Source organism: Lichenihabitans sp. PAMC28606, assembly GCF_020616535.1.
Lineage (GTDB): Bacteria > Pseudomonadota > Alphaproteobacteria > Rhizobiales > Beijerinckiaceae > Lichenihabitans > Lichenihabitans psoromatis.
Genome location: NZ_CP085136.1, coordinates 2,623,657 through 2,641,324, shown reverse-complemented (window position 1 = coordinate 2,641,324; position 17,668 = coordinate 2,623,657). Strand labels below are relative to the sequence as shown.

At 63.5% G+C, this 17,668-nt stretch carries 17 protein-coding genes; 9 read left to right on the top strand and 8 right to left on the bottom strand.

Annotated features, from left to right (window positions below):
- Window positions 1-55: 55 nt before the first annotated feature.
- The 3 genes from LGH83_RS12495 to LGH83_RS12485 form a co-directional block, all read right to left on the bottom strand.
- Entirely contained in the window at window positions 56-1,195 is a 1,140-nt protein-coding gene (locus LGH83_RS12495) for an ABC transporter ATP-binding protein (protein ID WP_227398953.1), read from the bottom strand.
- 277 nt (window positions 1,196-1,472) lie between these two features.
- Window positions 1,473-2,285: a DeoR/GlpR family DNA-binding transcription regulator gene (locus LGH83_RS12490; RefSeq protein ID WP_227398952.1), complete on the bottom strand. Its 813-nt coding sequence runs from the start codon at window positions 2,283-2,285 to the stop codon at window positions 1,473-1,475.
- A gap of 17 nt (window positions 2,286-2,302) precedes the next feature.
- The gene (locus LGH83_RS12485; RefSeq protein WP_227398951.1) at window positions 2,303-2,935 is read right to left on the bottom strand and encodes a TIGR02466 family protein; all 633 of its coding nucleotides are present in this window, start codon (window positions 2,933-2,935) and stop codon (window positions 2,303-2,305) included.
- Window positions 2,936-3,148: 213 nt separating this feature from the next.
- Here LGH83_RS12485 and glpD point away from each other — a divergent pair, with 213 nt between their 5' ends.
- The gene (gene glpD, locus LGH83_RS12480; protein ID WP_227398950.1) at window positions 3,149-4,666 is read left to right on the top strand and encodes a glycerol-3-phosphate dehydrogenase; all 1,518 of its coding nucleotides are present in this window, start codon (window positions 3,149-3,151) and stop codon (window positions 4,664-4,666) included.
- Window positions 4,667-4,682: 16 nt separating this feature from the next.
- Here the strand turns inward: glpD and LGH83_RS12475 are convergent, their stop codons facing one another.
- From LGH83_RS12475 to LGH83_RS12465, 3 genes are read right to left on the bottom strand one after another with little or no spacing between them, the layout of a single operon-like run.
- Complete coding sequence (locus LGH83_RS12475; protein WP_227398949.1) at window positions 4,683-7,775, bottom strand: efflux RND transporter permease subunit; 3,093 nt, start codon at window positions 7,773-7,775, stop codon at window positions 4,683-4,685.
- Window positions 7,776-8,903 carry an efflux RND transporter periplasmic adaptor subunit gene (locus LGH83_RS12470; protein WP_227398948.1) on the bottom strand — a complete coding sequence of 376 codons (1,128 nt, stop codon included), beginning with the start codon at window positions 8,901-8,903 and terminating at the stop codon, window positions 7,776-7,778.
- Window positions 8,900-9,955, bottom strand: coding sequence for an efflux RND transporter periplasmic adaptor subunit (locus LGH83_RS12465; RefSeq protein ID WP_227398947.1), 1,056 nt, complete (start codon window positions 9,953-9,955; stop codon window positions 8,900-8,902). Before LGH83_RS12465 ends, LGH83_RS12470 begins: the two co-directional genes overlap by 4 nt.
- A 138-nt stretch (window positions 9,956-10,093) precedes the next feature.
- Between LGH83_RS12465 and LGH83_RS12460 the strand changes: the two genes are divergently transcribed.
- Window positions 10,094-10,681: a TetR/AcrR family transcriptional regulator gene (locus LGH83_RS12460; protein WP_227398946.1), complete on the top strand. Its 588-nt coding sequence runs from the start codon at window positions 10,094-10,096 to the stop codon at window positions 10,679-10,681.
- A gap of 286 nt (window positions 10,682-10,967) precedes the next feature.
- Here LGH83_RS12460 and LGH83_RS12455 read toward each other — a convergent pair whose 3' ends face one another.
- Window positions 10,968-11,228, bottom strand: coding sequence for a hypothetical protein (locus LGH83_RS12455; RefSeq protein WP_227398945.1), 261 nt, complete (start codon window positions 11,226-11,228; stop codon window positions 10,968-10,970).
- 125 nt (window positions 11,229-11,353) lie between these two features.
- Complete coding sequence (locus LGH83_RS12450; protein ID WP_227398944.1) at window positions 11,354-11,569, bottom strand: helix-turn-helix domain-containing protein; 216 nt, start codon at window positions 11,567-11,569, stop codon at window positions 11,354-11,356.
- Between LGH83_RS12450 and LGH83_RS12445 the strand changes: the two genes are divergently transcribed.
- Genes LGH83_RS12445 through LGH83_RS12415 form a run of 7 tightly spaced genes read left to right on the top strand, consistent with a single transcriptional unit; the run spans window position 11,568 to window position 17,635 of the window.
- Entirely contained in the window at window positions 11,568-11,807 is a 240-nt protein-coding gene (locus LGH83_RS12445; protein ID WP_227398943.1) for a hypothetical protein, read from the top strand. The two genes, LGH83_RS12450 and LGH83_RS12445, sit on opposite strands and share 2 nt — an antisense overlap.
- Entirely contained in the window at window positions 11,804-12,604 is an 801-nt protein-coding gene (locus LGH83_RS12440) for a DeoR/GlpR family DNA-binding transcription regulator (protein WP_227398942.1), read from the top strand. The genes LGH83_RS12445 and LGH83_RS12440 overlap by 4 nt, the downstream gene beginning before the upstream one ends.
- Complete coding sequence (locus LGH83_RS12435) at window positions 12,601-13,578, top strand: N-acetylglucosamine kinase (protein WP_227398941.1); 978 nt, start codon at window positions 12,601-12,603, stop codon at window positions 13,576-13,578. The genes LGH83_RS12440 and LGH83_RS12435 overlap by 4 nt, the downstream gene beginning before the upstream one ends.
- On the top strand, window positions 13,575-14,843 hold the full coding sequence (locus tag LGH83_RS12430; protein ID WP_227398940.1) for an ABC transporter substrate-binding protein: 1,269 nt from the start codon (window positions 13,575-13,577) through the stop codon (window positions 14,841-14,843). Before LGH83_RS12435 ends, LGH83_RS12430 begins: the two co-directional genes overlap by 4 nt.
- A 25-nt stretch (window positions 14,844-14,868) precedes the next feature.
- On the top strand, window positions 14,869-15,792 hold the full coding sequence (locus LGH83_RS12425) for a carbohydrate ABC transporter permease (protein WP_131114126.1): 924 nt from the start codon (window positions 14,869-14,871) through the stop codon (window positions 15,790-15,792).
- Window positions 15,792-16,658 carry a carbohydrate ABC transporter permease gene (locus LGH83_RS12420; protein WP_227398939.1) on the top strand — a complete coding sequence of 289 codons (867 nt, stop codon included), beginning with the start codon at window positions 15,792-15,794 and terminating at the stop codon, window positions 16,656-16,658. The genes LGH83_RS12425 and LGH83_RS12420 overlap by 1 nt, the downstream gene beginning before the upstream one ends.
- A gap of 23 nt (window positions 16,659-16,681) precedes the next feature.
- Entirely contained in the window at window positions 16,682-17,635 is a 954-nt protein-coding gene (locus LGH83_RS12415) for an SIS domain-containing protein (protein ID WP_227398938.1), read from the top strand.
- Window positions 17,636-17,668 lie beyond the last annotated feature (33 nt).

Sequence of the window (17,668 nt, the reverse complement as noted above, 5' to 3'; positions counted from 1 at the left end):
GCCTCACTGCCTGCTGGTCGGACTAAGCCTGCACCAGCGAAGCGGCTCACAAACCTTATGCGGACGCAGAAACGGTCCGTCGTTCACGTCCAAGCTGCGGCGCCGCGGCGGCGTCGAGCCGCTGTCCGTCAGCGCCGAACACAAAGATCTGCGACGGATCGAGTTGAACCTCGACCGTGTCGCCGGGCAGCCATTCCTGGATGCCGTCGACAAGGCAAACCCAGGTCGTGCCGACCGGACCGGCGCCGCCATGACCGACCTCGACATGGACGAAGCTCTCCGATCCATTGATGTCGGTCACCGCAACCCTGCCTGGGAAGCCGAGCCGCCCCGGTTGTGCCGCACCGATCGTCACCGCATCCGACCGGAAGCCGAGCCGATAGGCGCCGTCCGCGAGGGCCGCGAGCCCCCCCTCCGCCGGCAGCGTACGCCCGCTCTCGAGCCGCACGGTGCCGCCCGCGATCGTCAGAGCGAGTTCGTTGAGGGGCGGGTCGGAGAAGACGCGCGCGGCGTCGAGATTGTCGGGTTGCCGGTAGACCGAGGCGGTCGGCCCGACTTGGGTGACACGACCTTGCCAGAGTGTCGCCGTCTTGCCGCGCAGCAGCAGCGCCTCGGTCGGCTCGGTCGTCGCATAGACCAGGATCGCGCCGGTCTCGGCAAAGATGCGGGGCAGTTCCTCGCGCAATTCCTCGCGCAGCTTGTAGTCGAGATTGGCAAGGGGCTCGTCGAGCAGCACGAGACGGGCCTGTTTGACGAGCGCGCGCGCGATGGCTGTGCGCTGCTGCTGGCCGCCGGAGAGTTGGGCCGGAAGGCGCTGGAGCATCGGCTCCAGCCGGAGCAGCTTGGCGGCTCGGGCGACCCGAGCCTCGATCTCATCCTTTGGCAGGCCCTGAACCCGTAAGGGAGACGCGATATTCTCGTAGATCGTCAGCGTCGGATAGTTGACGAACTGCTGATACACCATCGCAACGGAGCGCTTCCGGACCGACATGCCGGTCACGTCGACGCCATCGGCCAGCAGCCGCCCCGATGTTGGCCGATCGAGTCCCGCCATCACGCGCATCAAGGTGGTCTTGCCCGACAGAGTCGGGCCGAGCAGCACGTTCATCGTGCCGGCTTCGAGTGTCAGCGACACGTCTCCGATGACGACGTCTTTGCCGACCTGCAGAACGATATGATCGAGGATGAAGCTCAAGCGACCCGATCCATCGTGGAAAGGTCGATCTCGATTCGGCGCGTCCTTGGCATCGGTCTCCCCCTTAGAAGCGCAGCCGCATTGGGCGACGTCGCTCCGCATTCCATCAAGAGCTTTGTCGGGATAAAGCCCGAGGCTGCCCTGGCGACGCATTGTTGCGCCGTCGATCTTGTTTGTAACCTATGTCGAAGATTACGGACGCCGCAAGCGAATAAAACGATCATCAGAACGAAAACGTGGAAGTGCTGGCGGAGGCGATATCCCTGCCGTGTCGCGTTTAGTCGGCATCGTCCGGGTCCGCGTCGAGCGGCCCGCCCGCCTCGACAACCTGAACGCCGTGGGTGCGACACAGCTCGGCAATTTCCGCCGAGGGCAGCCGATCGGTGACGAAGATGTCGATTTCGCTGAGGTGGGCGACCCGTACCGGGGCCGATCGGGCAAACTTACTGCTATCGGCCACCAGAACGACCTTGCGGGCATGTTCGATGATGGCGCGTGACGCTTGGACCTCGCGAATGTCGAAATCGAGCAGAGTTCCGTCCGGCTCGATGGCCGAAGCGCCGATGATCGCGAGATCGACCCGGAATTGTCCGATCAGGTTCACCGCATGGGAGCCGACGATGCCGCCGTCGCTCTGCCGCACCGTGCCGCCCATGACGAAGACTTCGATTGCGCTGTTGCGATAGAGCTCGAAGGCGACGTGCAAGTTGTTGGTGATGACCAAGAGTCCGGTGTGGCTCGCCAGGGCGCGGGCGACCTCCTCGGTGGTGGTGCCGATGTTGATCAGCACGGAGGAATGGTCAGGCACGAGCTTGGCCGCGGCCTCGCCGATCAGCTTCTTGTGAGGCTGCGCGATCATCTTGCGCGCCTCGTAGGCGAGATTGACCACGCCGGACGAGACCATCGCGGCGCCATGGACGCGTACCACCATCTGGGCATCGCTGAGATCGTTGAGATCGCGCCGGATGGTCTGCGGCGTCACACCGAAATGAGACGCGAGATCATCGACCGCGACGCGGCCTTTCTCGCGCAGCAGATCGACGATTTCGATCTGGCGGCGAGACGAGGCTTTCGAAACCGGAAGCGTCATCGCGGGGCGTCGCTCCGTCACAAGCTGAGATTGAACGCGATCGAGATCCGCGTGCCGGTGCCCCGATAGGGGCGGACCTGATGCATCAGCCAGGACGGGAACAGGAACAGCAAGCCGGGTTTCGGCCGGATGATCTCGGCCCCGCCGACCGAGGCGCCATCCTCACCGGCAAATTTGAGCGCGGGCGCATACATGCCGGGACCAGGACCGCGCGGATCGAGCATTTCGAATTCCCCTCCGAGCTCGTGGTCGCTCGCGCAGCCGCCGTCATCGACATAATAGGTGCCTGACCAGAACGAGCCGGGATGATAATGGCAGATATTCGCGTGACCGCTGGTGTTCACGTTGGCCCAAGCCCGCACCTGCCAGGCTGGGCGAATTGCTTGTCCGTTCCGGTCGGCCGTCAATTGGCCCGCCATCCCCTTCGCCATGTCGATGATTTGCCCGACATGCGGACCACCCCAGGCGAGGATATCGCGATCCGAATGCCAACCGCCGGCATTGGAGGCTTGCACCGAGGGTGTGTCGTCGCGCCTGGCCAGAATCACGCGCTGCAACTCGGTGTTGATCGCCTCCGCGCCCGGCACGTCCAGCGCCGCCACCGGGGTTGCGAATAATCCGCGCACCGCGACATCGAGCCGAGTGGCCATGTGGTTTCTCCCTGCCGTCCGCCGTGACCCCGGACGTCGTGCGTGCGGGCCTTCGGACGCTTCAGCAGCCCTATCCCAGCCACCCGGGATGATCGAGTCAAATCGAAACGCCGTTGACTATTCGTTTCGGGGTTCGATTTGATCGCTTGTTCGGCAAAGATATTCGTTTTATCCTCTTTTAAAAGCAACGAGACAGCGGCGGGAGCGACGGCCTTGGACAGTCCCTATGATCTCGCCATCATCGGCGGTGGCGTGAATGGTTGCGGCATCGCGCGCGATGCGGCCGGGCGTGGCCTCAAGGTCTATCTCTGCGAACAGAACGATCTCGCCAGCGGCACATCGTCGGCCGCCACCAAGCTGATCCACGGCGGCTTGCGCTATCTCGAACATTATGAGTTCCGCCTCGTACGCGAGGCGTTGATGGAGCGGGAGGTGCTATGGGGCATCGCCCCGCATATCATCTGGCCGCTCCGCTTCGTCTTGCCCTACCACAAGGGGTTGCGCCCGGCCTGGATCCTGCGGCTCGGCTTGTTTCTCTATGATCATCTGGGTGGCCGGAAGCGCTTGCCCGCAACCCGCACCCTGGATCTCACGACGGACGAGGCGGGTATGCCACTGAAACGCGGCGAGTTCACCAAAGGCTTCGAATATTCGGATTGTTGGGTCGAGGACGCGCGCCTCGTGGCGTTGAACGCCCGCGACGCGGCCGATCGCGGTGCCCGAGTCGTCACGCGGACCAAAGCCATCACGGCCGAACGCGGCGCGGCCGAATGGGCCCTGACGGTGCAGAGCCGTGACACCGGGCTGCGCGAGACGATCCGGGCCAAGGTGGTGGTCAATGCGGCGGGACCGTGGGTCGGACAGGTGCTCAATGCGACTTTGCGGATCAACCAGGCCGCCAAGGTCCGGCTCGTCCAGGGCTCGCATATCGTGGTCCGCAAGCTTTACGATCACGACCGGTGCTACATTTTCCAGAATGCCGACGGCCGGATCTTCTTTGCCGTACCATACGAGCAGGATTTCACGCTGGTCGGTACCACCGACCGCGATTACGAAGGCGACCCCGCCGACGTCACAGCCTCGCACGAGGAGGTGGCTTATATCTGCGACGCAGCGGCCGAATATTTCACCAAGCCGATCACGAAAGCCGATATCGTCTGGTCCTATTCCGGGGTTAGGCCGCTCTACGACAAGGGCGATAGCGCCGCGCAGGCCGCCACGCGCGACTACGTGCTATCGCTCGATACCGATGGCAAAGCGCCTCTCTTGTCGGTGTTCGGCGGCAAGCTCACGACCTATCGCAAGCTCGCCGAACATGCGCTGACGCTGCTCGCCCCCCATATCCCGGCCGGCACCCGCAAGGAGGGGTGGACTGGGCATGAGGCCTTGCCCGGCGGGGATTTCCCGATCGACGGTTTTCCGGCTCTGGTCGCGGAGATCGCGTCGCGCTGGCCATTCCTGACACAACGTCACGCCACTCGATTGGCCCGCCTCTATGGCACCAAGGCGCGCGACATCTTGGGGACCGCGACATCGATGGCGGGATTAGGCCGCGACTTCGGCGCGACCCTGACCGAAGCCGAGGTGGGCCATCTGGTCCGAACCGAATGGGCCCGCACCGCGCAGGACATCGTCTGGCGCCGCACCAAGCTCGGGCTTCGTCTCACGGCCGGCGAGATCGAAGCGCTCGACCTCTACCTGCAGGCGAGCGTCGAGCAATTGGTCGCGTGACGGCGGCCTGAAGCGATTAGTGGGCCGCGTCCACCATCGGCGCGACGACGTGGTTGTCTTCGGCTTGCCCTGGCTTCGGCTCCTTGACCCGAAACCAAGCCACATAGAGCGCCGGTAGAAACAGCAGCGTCAGGGCTGTCGCGGCCAGGATGCCGCCGATCATCGAGAGCGCCATCGGGCCCCAAAAGATCTGCGGCGCGATCGGCACCATGCCAAGGCTCGCGGCCGCCGCCGTCAGCAGGATCGGCCGCATACGATGTTGAGTGGCTTCGACAACCGCCGTCCAGGGGTCCTTGCCCTCTGCCAGCACCGTGTCGATCTGCGCCATCAGGATGATCGAGTTGCGGATGATGATGCCGATCAGCGCCAGAATGCCGAGTGTCGCCACGAAGCCCATCGGTTTGCCCGAGAGAAGCAATGCCGCCACCACGCCGATCAGACCGAGCGGCGCGACGCTGACGACCAGGAACATTTTCTGGAAGCTCTGCAGTTGCACCATGATGAAAAACGCCATGGTGAGCAGCATCAAGGGAACGATGGCCACGATCGGCCCTTGTCCTTTGCCGCTTTCCTCGACCGCGCCGCCTGTTGCCACATGGAATTCTGGCGGCAACTCGCTCACGAAGGTTTTCAGCGGGTCCTGAAGCTGCTGCACGACGGTCGCGGGCTGGGTGTCGTCAGCCATCGCGGCCCGCAGCGTGATCGTGGCGACGCGATCCCGGCGCCAGATGATCGGCTGTTCCAAGTCGTAACGGATCGTCGCGAACGAGAGCAACGGGACGACATTGCCATTCTGCATCGGGATCTGAAGGCTTTGCAGGGTTCCGATATTGTGCCGCTCGCTCGCCTGCGCTCGCGCCACAACGTCGACCAGATAGATACTGTCCCGCACCTGCGTGATCGTGGCGCCGCCCACCACTCCATTCAAAATGGTGGCGACATCGGATGAGCTGATGCCGAGTTGCCGCGCCTTGTCCTGCGCGACATCGACCCGGATCACCTTGCCGGGCTCGTTCCAGTCGAAGGTCGGAGCAGCGAGGTGCGGATTGGCGGCGATGACGCCCGCGAGCTTGAGCGCTTGCTCACGCAACACCTGCACGTCCGGGCCACTCAGACGATATTGCACAGGCCGACCGACCGGCGGCCCAAGATCGAGCGGATGAACGAAGGTGTCGATGCCGACGAACTCGTTCCGCCCGAGCCCCTTCAGCTTGTCGGACACGCGGCTGCGGGCCTCCAGCGATGCGGTCTTGACCACGATTTGGCCGAAGAAGGCATTTTCCAGTTGCTGGTCGAGCGGCAGATAGAAACGGATCGCGCCTTCGCCGACATAAGAGCTCCAGCCGACGATATCGGGGTCTCCCTTCAGGCCGTTTTCAAAGCGATCCATCTGAGCTTTGGTCTCGAGGATGGTGCTGTTCTGAGGCAGCGCGAGATCGACCAGCAGTTCAGTCCGGTCGGAACTTGGGAAGAATTGCTGTTGGACGTGGCCCATCCCATAAAGTGCGCCGCCCAGCAGGACGAGGCACACGCCGATCGTCAGCCAGTGCCAGCGCATTGCGCCGATCAGCATGGACGAGAACAGGCGCAGACCCATGCCGGGCTTTTCGGCATGTCTCTTCATGGTTTTGGGCAGTAGCTTGATGCCGATCAGCGGCGCGAACAGAACCGCCACGATCCACGACAACAGCAGCGCCGCCGCGATCACGACGAAGAGCGTATAGGTATATTCGCCGGCCGATGACCCGTTAAAGCCGATCGGGATAAAGCCCGCGACCGTCACGAGCGTGCCGGTCAGCATCGGGAAGGCGGTCGACGTATAGGCGAAGGTTGCTGCCTTCTTGAGATCGTCGCCGAGCTCGAGTCGACTGACCATCATCTCGACCGTGATCATGGCATCGTCGACCAGAAGCCCGAGCGCGATGATGAGCGCCCCTAGCGAAATGCGCTGCAGCGACACGCCGAAATAGCTCATGGCTACGAAGACGAGCGCCAGCACGAGCGGGATCGAGAAGGACACGACCAGCCCGGCCCGGAAGCCGAGGCTGATGAAGCTGACAACCAGAACGATCAACACGGCCTCGACCAGCGCCTCGGTAAAGCCGCCGACCGCTTCTTCGACGATCTTGGGTTGATCGGAGACAAGATGCACGCCGACCCCGACCGGCAGATTGGCCTCGATCTCGTGCATCCGGGCCTTGAGGGCTTCGCCAAATTGCAAGAGGTTGCCGCTGGCCGTCATCGCAATGCCAAGCCCGATGGCGGGTTGACCGTCAACCCGGAACAAAGGATCGGGTGGGTCCTTGTAGCCGCGCGTAATCGTGGCGACGTCGCTCAACCGGAAAAAGCGGTCGTTGACCCGCAGGTTGATGGCCCGCAGGCTGTCCTCGCTGGTGAATTGTCCGCCGACCCGAAGCGAAATCCGCTCCGGCCCCGCCTGCACGACGCCGGACGGCTGCACGGCATTCTGATTCTGCAGGGTCTGGACGAGCGATTGAACGTTGAGGCCGAGCGAGGCGAGTTTGCGGATCGAGATATCGAGGTAGATCACCTCATCCTGGGCGCCGATGACTTGGACCTTGCCGATGCTCGGGACCGACAGCACGTCCGAGCGGACCATCTCGACATAGTCCCGCAACTGCCGCTGAGTCAGTCCATCGGCGGTAAACGCATAGATGTTGCCATAGACATCGCCGAACTCGTCGTTGAAGGCTGGCGCTTGGACGTTTGAGGGCAGGGTATATTGAATATCCTGAACGTGTTTGCGGATCTGATAAAAAAGCTGCGGAACGTCTTTGGCTTTGGTCGTATCCTTCAGTGTGACCAGGATCGTGGTTTTACCGGGGACCGTATAGCTCCGCGTATTATCGAGGGCGTCGATCTGCTTCAGCTCTTTCTCGAGCCGGTCGGTGACCTGATTGAGCGTGTCGTCGAGGGTCGCGCCGGGCCATTGCTGCTGCACCACCATGGTCTTGATGGTGAATGGCGGGTCTTCCTCGCGACCGAGCCCGCGATAGGCCAGGACGCCGGCGAGGATCGAGACGATCATCAGGAACCACACGAACGAGCGGTGTTCGAGCGCCCATTCCGAGACGTTGAAGCTTTTCATCTAATCCCCGATGAGCTTGACGGTCTGGCCGTCCGTCAATGAATGCACACCGGCCGTGATGACACGGTCGCCGGCCGCCAACCCGTCGATCACGACGACCTCGTCGGAGGGCAGATGCGCTGGAGCGATGCTCTCGCTCAGATGAGCGTCAGGCGGGCCGGCGAGAGTCACCGCGCGTCGCTCTGCCGTCTTGCCGGTGGTGAACAACCAGACGAAAGGCTTGCCGGACTGTTCAAGAATGGCGGTCGCCGGAAGCGTGAAGCGCGGCGAAATCGGACGCACGAGCGTGATCGTCACGGTGGTGCCGAGCCGGAAGGCTTGTAACGGATCCGTCAGGGTCAGCCTCACCCGCCGTGTCCGGGTCGATGCGTCCGCTTGGGGCGCGATCTCGCGGACCGCGCCGCTCGCCGAGACGGAGGCGTCGGCCTGAAGCGACACTGCGAAGGCGGCACCTGGCTTGACCGCGCCGACGAGGTCATCGGGAACATCGAAAACCGCATCCCGAATGGCTGGACGCGCGACCGTCACGATCGTCTGTCCGGTGGAGACGACCTGACCGACTTCGGCACTGTAAAGCGTGACCACGCCATCATGGTCGGCGTTCAAATCCGTATAGCCGAGCTGCTCCTGCGCTTTCTGCAGGGCAGCTTTTGTCTGATTGACGCGGGCTTCCGCCGTATCGTTGGCCGCGACGGCCGTATCGACCTGGGATTGAGCCACGCTGCCGGTCTGGATCAAGATGCGCTGCCGCGCCAACGTCGCGACCGCATTGGATAATTGAGCCTGGGCATTGGCGAGATCAGCCTGCGCCGACATCAGGGCAAGTCGTGGCAAAGTCTGGTCGATGGAAGCGAGCCGGTCGCCCGCCACGACTTGATCTCCGACATTGCGATCCCGCGTGACGATGCGGCCCGCCGCTCGGAAGCCAAGCGTCGATTGGTAGCGCGGTTCGACCGTGCCGGTGAAGGGTCCGAAAACGTCGGCCGTGGTTGGCGTGACGACGGTCGTCAGCACCGGCCGGATCGCCGGCGGCGGCGGATCGTCCTGTGTATGGCGATCGCAACCCGACAACAGGGTCGCGAGGATGGCAGCGGCGGCGACCTGCCGCAGAGGTCGAGGCGTCGTCATGGCGTGTCTCCGGTCGCGACGTCGACCTTCTGACCGGGCCGGAGAAGTTGCAGGCCAGCCGTGACCACGCGAGTTCCGCTGTCGAGCCCCCCCGAGAGCACGACAATGCCGGCGCCATACCGATCGACCGACACCGTCTTGAGCGAGACGACGTCACCGTCTCCGACGACCCAGACGGCGGGTTTTGATTGCCACTCGAATAAAGCGCTCCACGGAACGCTCACCTCGTTTTTGCGATCCCATCGCCCGCGCCCGATCACGGCCGCGCCGAGGGTCATTTTTGGGGGGGTCGTGTCGAGCCCGACCTTGATCTTGATCGTGCTGGTCGCGGCATCGACCAAGGGCGAGATCTCGCGCACATGCGCAGTCGCCGTCACGCTCGGATCGGACTGGAGCTCGATGTCGACGACCTTGCTCTCGAATGGCTTGGTCAGCAGGGCCTCGTAGACGTTGAAGACCGCGTCGCGCGGCCCGTCTTGCGCTACCGAGAATACCGTCTGTCCGGCTTGGGCGACCTGACCGGTCTCCGCATTGCGCGACACGATCACGCCCGCGACCCCCGGCCTCAGATCCGTATAGGACAGTTGCTCCAACGCCGTGCTGAGCGCGGCGCGGGCGGCTTCGACCTGAGATTGGGTCGTCTGCAGGGTCTCCTTGGCCTGATCAAAACTGGCGCGCGTCGCGTAGCCGTTTCCGAGCAGCGTTTGCTGCCGTGCGAAGGTGGACTGCGCCTGCTGCAACAAAGCTTCGGCCGAGGCCAATCCGGCCTGCGCGTTGTCGACATCCGCCTTCTGCTCGGTCGGATCGAGACGCGCGAGCACGTCCTCCGGGCCGACATGCTGGCCGACCTCGACGAGGCGCTCGATGATCTTTCCGGTCAGCCGGAAGGAAATGTCGGATTGGACACGCGCCGCGATCTCGCCCGACAGCGAAATGTCCGATTGGACGCTCGATGCCGTCACCGTGGTGGCTTTCACACGCACGAGATCCACGCGTGCGGCCTCAGCGGCTCGTCCGGGCTGCGCCAGCATGAGACAGACGCCGGTCGCCATTGTCGTACCCCATCGACGATGACGTTGCTCAGGATGCGATCGGCCGGGTCGGGACAGCATGTGGTAAAACTCGGCTCACGAGGGTTGATCGCCGCGATATACAACGATACAAAGAAACCGTCCAGCCGGATTTTTTTAATGAACCAACCTGTTCAAACGCGTAGTATCGAGACGCTTCGGAAAATTTTGGAAGCCGCCGAGGCGGTCATTGGTCGTTCAGGCGCCCAACGGCTGACTATGGATGCCGTGGCGGCGGAAGCGGGCATCAGCAAGGGTGGCGTGCTGCATCACTTCCGCACGAAGGAGGGCCTGATCGCCGCTCTGGTTCGCGCGCGGCTTGAACGGTATGTGGCGGAGTATAAAGAGGAAGAGGCGGCGGCCGGCCCTGGCGAGGCGGCTTACGTGGTCGCCATGATCCGGCATATGAAGCGGATGTATAGCGACGACGATGGATTTCCGCGCTCGTTGCTCGTCGCCGCCACCGATCATCCCGCCGCGCTTGAGGAATTTCGCGCCGTGCTGCGGCAAAAGCTCGATGAGAGACGGGACGGTCAAATACCAGAGATTGGGGTCGCGATGCTGTTCGCAACCTTGGGGCTTTTACTGACCAAAACCCTCGGCTTCGTCGAGCTCTCGCTGGACGAGCTTCATTCGATTTGCAAGTCTTTCGAGCGACTCGCATCGTCTCCATCGACGATGGCCGCGCCCACCGAAACCGTCGACTAAACCGACAATTAACCCCTCATCCTTGCAGGCGGTGCAGAACCTTTTGCCGCTCGGCCGCAAGCGATCCACTCCGCTCGGCGCGCGTCAGAGCGGATAGCAACATCGGGTAACCACTCAGCGCTTTTGCTTGCTGTGCCGGCTGCTGTGCTAGAAGAGGCGCAAGAAAAACCTTTGGGACCGTCGATAATCCATGGCTGATTAGAAGATTCAACATAACTAAGCTCCCCTCGCGTCGTTAATTCTTACCACTTCGTTACGGTTGCGTATCGAATTGACGAGAATTCGGTTAACGCGAACTGCGTTGAGGGCGCGTCGCGGCTTGGTCCACCGCATCCTGCGCGATGTTCAAGGCTAACCGCATATGCTCGTCGAGGTCCCCGACTTCGGCTTCGAAATCAGCGCGCGTGATCTGCTGAGCCGCCGCCAAGGCGACGCAGTCCGCCGCAAGTCGTGCGGCCTCGGTGGTGTCTCCGGCCGCCTTCATGCCGCTCGGATGCACGTTGGTGACGATCCAACTTCCCAGAAACGCTTCAGCTTGATGGCTCACGACGACCCTCGTTCGTTATCGAGGACTTAACGCAATCGCCACGGCTAAGTTCAACCTTGATGGGCCAGATGGTCGAGCTCAAAGCGAGGACCTTAGGATCCGCCTCTTGCCTGTCGGGCTTGGTTTTACTCGGCGTGAGCCAAGCGGTCGATCAAAGTGGCGCGGCTGCGAAAGTTGCGGCTGACCGTGTTGGGCGTGACGCCAGCCATGTCGGCGATCGTGCGGCGCTTCAGAACATCGATCCCTCCACCCGAAAAGATCTCGCGGGCCGCGACGAGGATACGATCACGCTCGCCTGTCTCGGGGGTGGACCGCGGGGTGTGCTGGAAACGGTCGATCATGGCACGCCTGCTTTCTTCAAAGGGCGCTCCGATCCGTTTCCGCACAGTGGCGTATCGTTCCGGGACGCTTGTCGTCGATCAACCTGAAGTTGCACGTGGCGTGCCCGCCCAAATCCTCGCAGCCTGTTCCAATCGAGGATTGGACGTCGGCCCGGGCAGATCACGATCGATCAAGAAAGTGATTGACTATGATCTGTTCGGATTTAAGCTCTCGATCAGACGGCAGGAAAAGCCATGAAACCAGATCGCCTCGAAGCGCTTCGCCACCATCTTTATGCCCAGGGCACCTGCTCGATCGAAGAGTTGGCGAGCGCCACGGGTGCGTCGGTCGCGACCATCCGGCGGGATCTCACGACGCTCGAGCAACAGGGGATTGTGAGCCGCACCCATGGTGGTGCCAGGATCGCGGCTGGCGCGCAGATCGAAGTGGCATTTTCGGTGCGGGAGCGTCAGCAACTGGCTGAGAAGCGCGCCATCGCGGCGAAGGCCTACGATCTCATCCGCCCGCAAAGCTCAGTCTTTCTCGATGCCGGCACCACGGTCCTGCAACTGGCCCGCCGTCTACGGGTCAGCCCGATGCCGCTGACGATCTTCACCAACGGCCTCATGGTGGCGCAGGAGCTCATGAACGTGCCGCAGCTTCGCGTCACCCTCCTGGGTGGCCAGTTGCGCAGCGAGAATGCCTCACTGGTCGGCCCGGCCGCCGAGGCCATGCTCGATCGGCTCTGGTTCGATCAGCTTTTTCTCGGCGCCAGCGCGATTGGTGACGATGGCGGCATCTATAGTGTCGATGCCAGCGAGGCGAGCCTCAACGACCGGATGATGGAGCGATCGGCCGCCGTCACAGTTCTGGCCGACGCCAGCAAATTCGGTCGCCGCACCACCTATCTGGTGGCCATGCTGGCGCCACCCATGCGGGTGATCTCGGACAAGCAACTGGCGGCAGCGCGGCAACGCCGGCTGCGCGAGGCGGGCGTCGACCTCGTGATCGCGCCCGACACGCTTGGCCCCACTCCAAGCGCGCCGACGCCGTGAGCCGGGACCTGCTTCTCGGACTGGATGGTGGCGGGTCAAAGACGATCCTGGCATGCGTTGATCGCCAGGGCTCGATCGTGGCGCTTCGGCACGGCACGGCCCTCGATCCAATGGCCGATCCGGATTGGCCGACACGGTTCGCCGATCTCCTCGCAAGCCTTCAGGATCTGCTGCCGGACGTCCGCCGTGCGGTGCTCGGGCTGCCGTTTCATGGCGAGGTGGAGGCGATTTCGCGGCAACAGAATGCGGTCGTGGCATCGCTTCTTGGCATGCCCTGCGAGGTGCTGAACGACGTTCATGTGGCGTTCGAGGGCGCCCTCGCGGGCAAGCCGGGCGTCCTGGCGCTGGCCGGAACCGGCTCGATGGGCTGGGCCGGCGACGGCCGCGACCGTCATATCCGGGTCGGTGGCTGGGGCGACCTTCTCGGGGACGAGGGAAGCGCCCATTGGGTCGGGCGCGAAGCTCTCTCACAGATGACCCAGGCGCTCGACGGCCGCAGCGCCGATAAGGTCTTTGCCGATGCGCTGCTGGCCAGTCTGCGGATCGGTGAGGCCGAGGTGATCGGCTGGTCCTATCTGAACAGCAGCCGTCGGTCCGATGTCGCGGCCTTGGCCGAAGTGGTCGACGACCTCGCCGAAACCGGCAATGCGACCGCGCTCACGATTCTGGCCCGCGCGGCCGATTATCTCATCGACCACGTGCGGGCCGCCGCACGGCGCATCGGGACCCCGCAGCCGCTCGTCTGGAGCCATGCGGGCGGGCTGTTTCGCAGCGCGACCGTGCTGCGGCTGATGACGGAGGCGCTCGGCGCCCCAGTCGCGCCGGATCTGCCTCCCATCGGCGGTGCGATCCTGCGGGCTGCACGACAATCGGGATGGACGACGGACGATCCGGCTTGGCGCGCCCGCCTTGCGGCGTCTTTCGCAGCGACGATCCGGCCCGGCGGTTTCCGGCATAGTGGGAGTGTAGCATGACCAAAACATGGTTGAGGGCCGTGTTGGCCGGCACCGTGGCAGCCGTAGCCCTGATGGCGATCCCCGCCTCGGCGCAGACCAAGCCTTATTCGGGCCAGAGCATTACTGTGCTGCTTCCCCCGTGGGGCACGCTGCCAAAGGATATGACCGACCGCTTCACGGCACAGACCGGGATCGCGCTCGATATGCAGACGCTCGGTTGGGACGACATCCGCACCAAGATCGTGACCTCGACCTTGGCCGGCACCGCACCGGCCGATGTGACGGAGGTCGATTGGTCCTGGGTTGGGCAGTTCGGCGCCGCCGGCTGGTACGAACCCCTCGACGGCATGGTGGATGCCAGCCTGCGGAAGGATCTGCCGACCGACAAGATCTTCACCTATGACGGCAAGCTCATCGCGGTCCCGTATAATAACGATTATCGCGTCCTGATCGTCAATCAGGAGCAGATGAAGAAAGCCGGGATCGACAAGCCGCCCGCCACTATGGATGAGCTCTTGACCGATGCCAAAGCCGTGAAGGCCAAAGCCGGCGTCACGTATCCGATCGGCTTGCCGATGTCGGCCACCGAGGGGTCGGCCACCGCTTGGTACCTCCTGACCAAGGCGTTCAATGGCGAGCTGTTCGACAAGGACGGCAAGGCGCTGTTCACGACACCGGATTCGGCGGGCTATAAGGCTTTGGCCTTCGAAGCCGAGGCCCTGAAGGCAGGCTTGATCGATCCGGCGTCGACGGGCCTGAAGGACGTCGATATCCAGGAATTGTTCAAGGGCGGTCAGATCACCTTCGATCTCGCCGGCTGGGCCGGCAATCTCGCGCTCTACAACGACAAGGACAAATCGAAGGTCGCCGGACAGGCGATCGCGGCGCTGATGCCCAACGTCACGGGAAAGAGCCGGACCTTTGGTCTGCCGGGCGCTGTCGGTATCCCCAAAGCCTCGACCCACAAACAGGCGGCCGCCGCCTTCATCAATTGGCTGCTGCAACCCGAGAACCAAGCCGAATGCTACACGGCTCTCGGCAATTTGCCGACCCGCACCAGCGTGCTGACCTCGCTCAACCAGGAGGGAAAGCTTGCCGGTGGTTCCGTCCTGATCGAGGAAGCCGCTCTCGTCGAGCCTTTGTTCGCGCAGGGCACGCCGGGCTGGTATCCGCAATTCTCGAGTGCGGCCGCGACCGCCATCAATCAGGTCGCCAAGGGTCAGCTGACGGTCGATCAAGCTGTCAAGCAGATCGCGGCCGGCGCTGAAGACGCGATGAAGTGACGATGACGCGCGCGGGTCGACGATCATGAGCGCCATTCCGGCCTCGGCCGACACGCCGGTCACGACTCGCGCGCGCTGGTTCGGCGCGGAGGCGTGGCTCGGCCTCGCCTTCGCGGCGCCCATCGCGGTGCTGATGGGCGGACTGGTGCTCGGCCCGGTTCTGTTCACTCTCTGGGACAGCCTGCATCGGGTCGATCCGATGCGACCCGGCACGCCGTTCATCGGCTTGCGGCATTACATCGACCTGTTTGCCGACCCGAACGTCCAGGCGGCCTGGCTCAACACCTTTGCCTATGTGGCGATTGCGGTCGTGGCCGAAACGCTTGGTGGTCTCGGGGTGGCGCTGCTGCTCCATCAGGTCCGAACAGGGCGGCGCTGGTTGCTGGCCGCGATGGTCCTGCCCTGGGCGCTGCCGCCGGTCGTCAATGCGATCGTCTGGCTGTGGATCTACAACCCCAGCTACGGCCTCCTCAACAGCCTGTTGAAGAGCGCGGGCCTGATCACGACCAACCATGTCTGGTTCAACGATCATACGACCGCGCTGCTGCTGATCGGGCTCGTCCACGTCTGGCGCATGCTGCCCTTGACGGCCATCATCCTTCTGGCCGCGCTGCAGAGCGTCCCCGGCGAGCTCTACGAGGCGGCGCGTCTCGATGGCGCCGGCCCGATCAAGTGCTTTCGCATGATCACGCTTCCGCTGATCTCGGGGGGCCTTGCGATCGCGCTCAGCCAGTCGACCGTCTTTGCCTTCAACCTGTTCGACGAAGCGTGGATCCTGGCGGGGTCGAGCCTCGATACGCGAACCATCGTGGCGCAGGTCTATATGTCGGCGTTCCAGAACCTGCATTTTTCCTACGGCATGGCGCTGTCGGTGCTGATCATGATCGCCTCGCTCCTGGTGTCGCTGATCTACGTGCTGCGCGTCTATCGCGAAACGAGGTTCGACTGATGACCCGTTCGCTGTCCGGCCGCCTCGGCATCGGGGCCGGCGTCGTCATTTTGCTGCTGTGGTCGCTCGGGCCCATCTATTGGTCGATTGCGACCAGCTTCACGCGCCCGGCCGATCTCGTGTCGCAGACGCCGCATTTCTTCCCGCCAAGCATCACGTTCGAGCATTATGCCAACCTGCTCGGGGGCACGAGCTCCTATCAGGGAGCCGCCACCCAATCGGTGTGGCCGCAGTTCAGCCGGGCGCTGATCAACTCGCTGGTCACGACGCTCGCGGCCACCGCCATCACGGTGTTGCTGGCCGCCTTTGGGGGCTATGCCTTTGTGCGCCTGAGGTTTCCAGGGCGCGACGTGATCTTCGTGCTGGTGGTCGCGACCTTGGCGATCCCAGCCTATACGGTGATGATCCCGCTCTATCGTCTGATGATCGCGCTGCGGCTCGTCGATACCTATCTCGGCGTCACGCTGATCTATGTGTCGGCCTTTCTGCCGCTGGCGCTGTGGCTGATGCGGAGTGTTTACCAATCGCTGCCCGTCTCGTTGGAGGAGGCGGCGTGGCTCGATGGCGCGGGCCGCGTCTACACGCTCGTCCGCATCGTGCTGCCGCTCGCCGCGCCGGGCTTGATCGCCAGCGCGATCCTCACCTTTCTTAGCGCCTGGGGTCAGTTCATGATCCCGCTGGTGTTCTCGCCGACGCTGCAGACCAAGCCGCTCACCGTGCTGATCCCCGAATTCGTCACCAAAAATTACGTCGACTACGGGCTGATGAATGCGGCCGGCATGCTGGCGATCGTGCCGCCGTTGCTGGTGGTGCTCTTTCTCAACCGATATCTGGTCCAGGGCCTCATGGCCGGATCGGGCAAGTGATCATAACGCCAGAAGGATACGTCATGAACATCACGGAGCAGGTCATCCGCGAGCAATTCCCGTTTTGGGCCAAGGCTCCGGCCGTCGCGGCCCTGCCGGCCGACGGCACCGATTATGTGATCGTCGGTTGCGGCACATCCTATTATCTCGCCCAGATCGTCGCGGCCTCCTTCAACCTCAAGGGCCTTTCGGCCAAGGCCGTGCCGGGTGCCGAATGGGCGCGCCGCCGCAAGGCTTATGTGGTGGACGACAGCCGCACTCATGTGATCGCTCTGTCACGCAGCGGTGAATCGACCGAGACCGTCCAGGCCGTCGAGGTCAGCCGGGCGGCCGGCCTCACCACCACGGCCATCACCTGCGCCGAGGGCAGCAGCATCGTTCGCGCGGCCGCAACCACGATCTATGCCGAAACCCACCCGGGCGAGGGGATCGTTATGACCTCCTCGGCCAGCCTCATGCTGCTCGAAGGCTTGCGCCTCGCCGGCATCGCAATGTCGCCCAGCCTCGCCGCCGAGGCGCTCGCGATCCTCGATAAGACCGATGGCGAGCTGAAAGCCGCTCTGCAGGGCCGGTCGCATTTTGTCTATCTCGGCGCTGGCGCGCTTTACGGGCTCGCCGAGGAAGGCGCGCTCAAGCTGCAGGAAATGAGCATCAGCTATTCGCAAGCCTATCATCCGATGGAATATCGCCACGGCCCGATCAGCCTCGTCGATGACAAGACCTTCGTGGTGATGCTCTACAGCCCCGAGACGCGGGACGAGGAAGCCAAGGTCGCGGCGGAACTCACAGCCAAAGGCGCACGCGTGCTCGGCTTCGGCGGACCCGGCGACATCGAGATCGCGGTGCCGGACGAGACCTTGACCCGCGCTCTCGCAATTTTGCCGGCCTTGCAGATCCTCGGCGAACGGGTCGCCGAGCAGCGTAACGTCGACACGGTCGCGCCGCGTCATCTCAGCAAGGTCGTGGTGCTGGCCTGATCCCGCGATCCTGCAACCCAACCTGACCGGAAG

Coding starts and splice junctions, on each gene's coding strand:
- LGH83_RS12440 (WP_227398942.1), top strand. CDS start 11,804: ATGAAACCAGATCGCCTCGAAGCGCTTCGCCACCATCTTTATGCCCAG.
- LGH83_RS12445 (WP_227398943.1), top strand. CDS start 11,568: ATGGCACGCCTGCTTTCTTCAAAGGGCGCTCCGATCCGTTTCCGCACA.
- LGH83_RS12475 (WP_227398949.1), bottom strand. CDS start 7,775: ATGAAAAGCTTCAACGTCTCGGAATGGGCGCTCGAACACCGCTCGTTC.
- LGH83_RS12470 (WP_227398948.1), bottom strand. CDS start 8,903: ATGACGACGCCTCGACCTCTGCGGCAGGTCGCCGCCGCTGCCATCCTC.
- LGH83_RS12450 (WP_227398944.1), bottom strand. CDS start 11,569: ATGATCGACCGTTTCCAGCACACCCCGCGGTCCACCCCCGAGACAGGC.
- LGH83_RS12485 (WP_227398951.1), bottom strand. CDS start 2,935: ATGGCCACTCGGCTCGATGTCGCGGTGCGCGGATTATTCGCAACCCCG.
- LGH83_RS12460 (WP_227398946.1), top strand. CDS start 10,094: ATGAACCAACCTGTTCAAACGCGTAGTATCGAGACGCTTCGGAAAATT.
- LGH83_RS12420 (WP_227398939.1), top strand. CDS start 15,792: ATGACCCGTTCGCTGTCCGGCCGCCTCGGCATCGGGGCCGGCGTCGTC.
- LGH83_RS12430 (WP_227398940.1), top strand. CDS start 13,575: ATGACCAAAACATGGTTGAGGGCCGTGTTGGCCGGCACCGTGGCAGCC.
- LGH83_RS12490 (WP_227398952.1), bottom strand. CDS start 2,285: ATGACGCTTCCGGTTTCGAAAGCCTCGTCTCGCCGCCAGATCGAAATC.
- LGH83_RS12415 (WP_227398938.1), top strand. CDS start 16,682: ATGAACATCACGGAGCAGGTCATCCGCGAGCAATTCCCGTTTTGGGCC.
- LGH83_RS12425 (WP_131114126.1), top strand. CDS start 14,869: ATGAGCGCCATTCCGGCCTCGGCCGACACGCCGGTCACGACTCGCGCG.
- LGH83_RS12465 (WP_227398947.1), bottom strand. CDS start 9,955: ATGGCGACCGGCGTCTGTCTCATGCTGGCGCAGCCCGGACGAGCCGCT.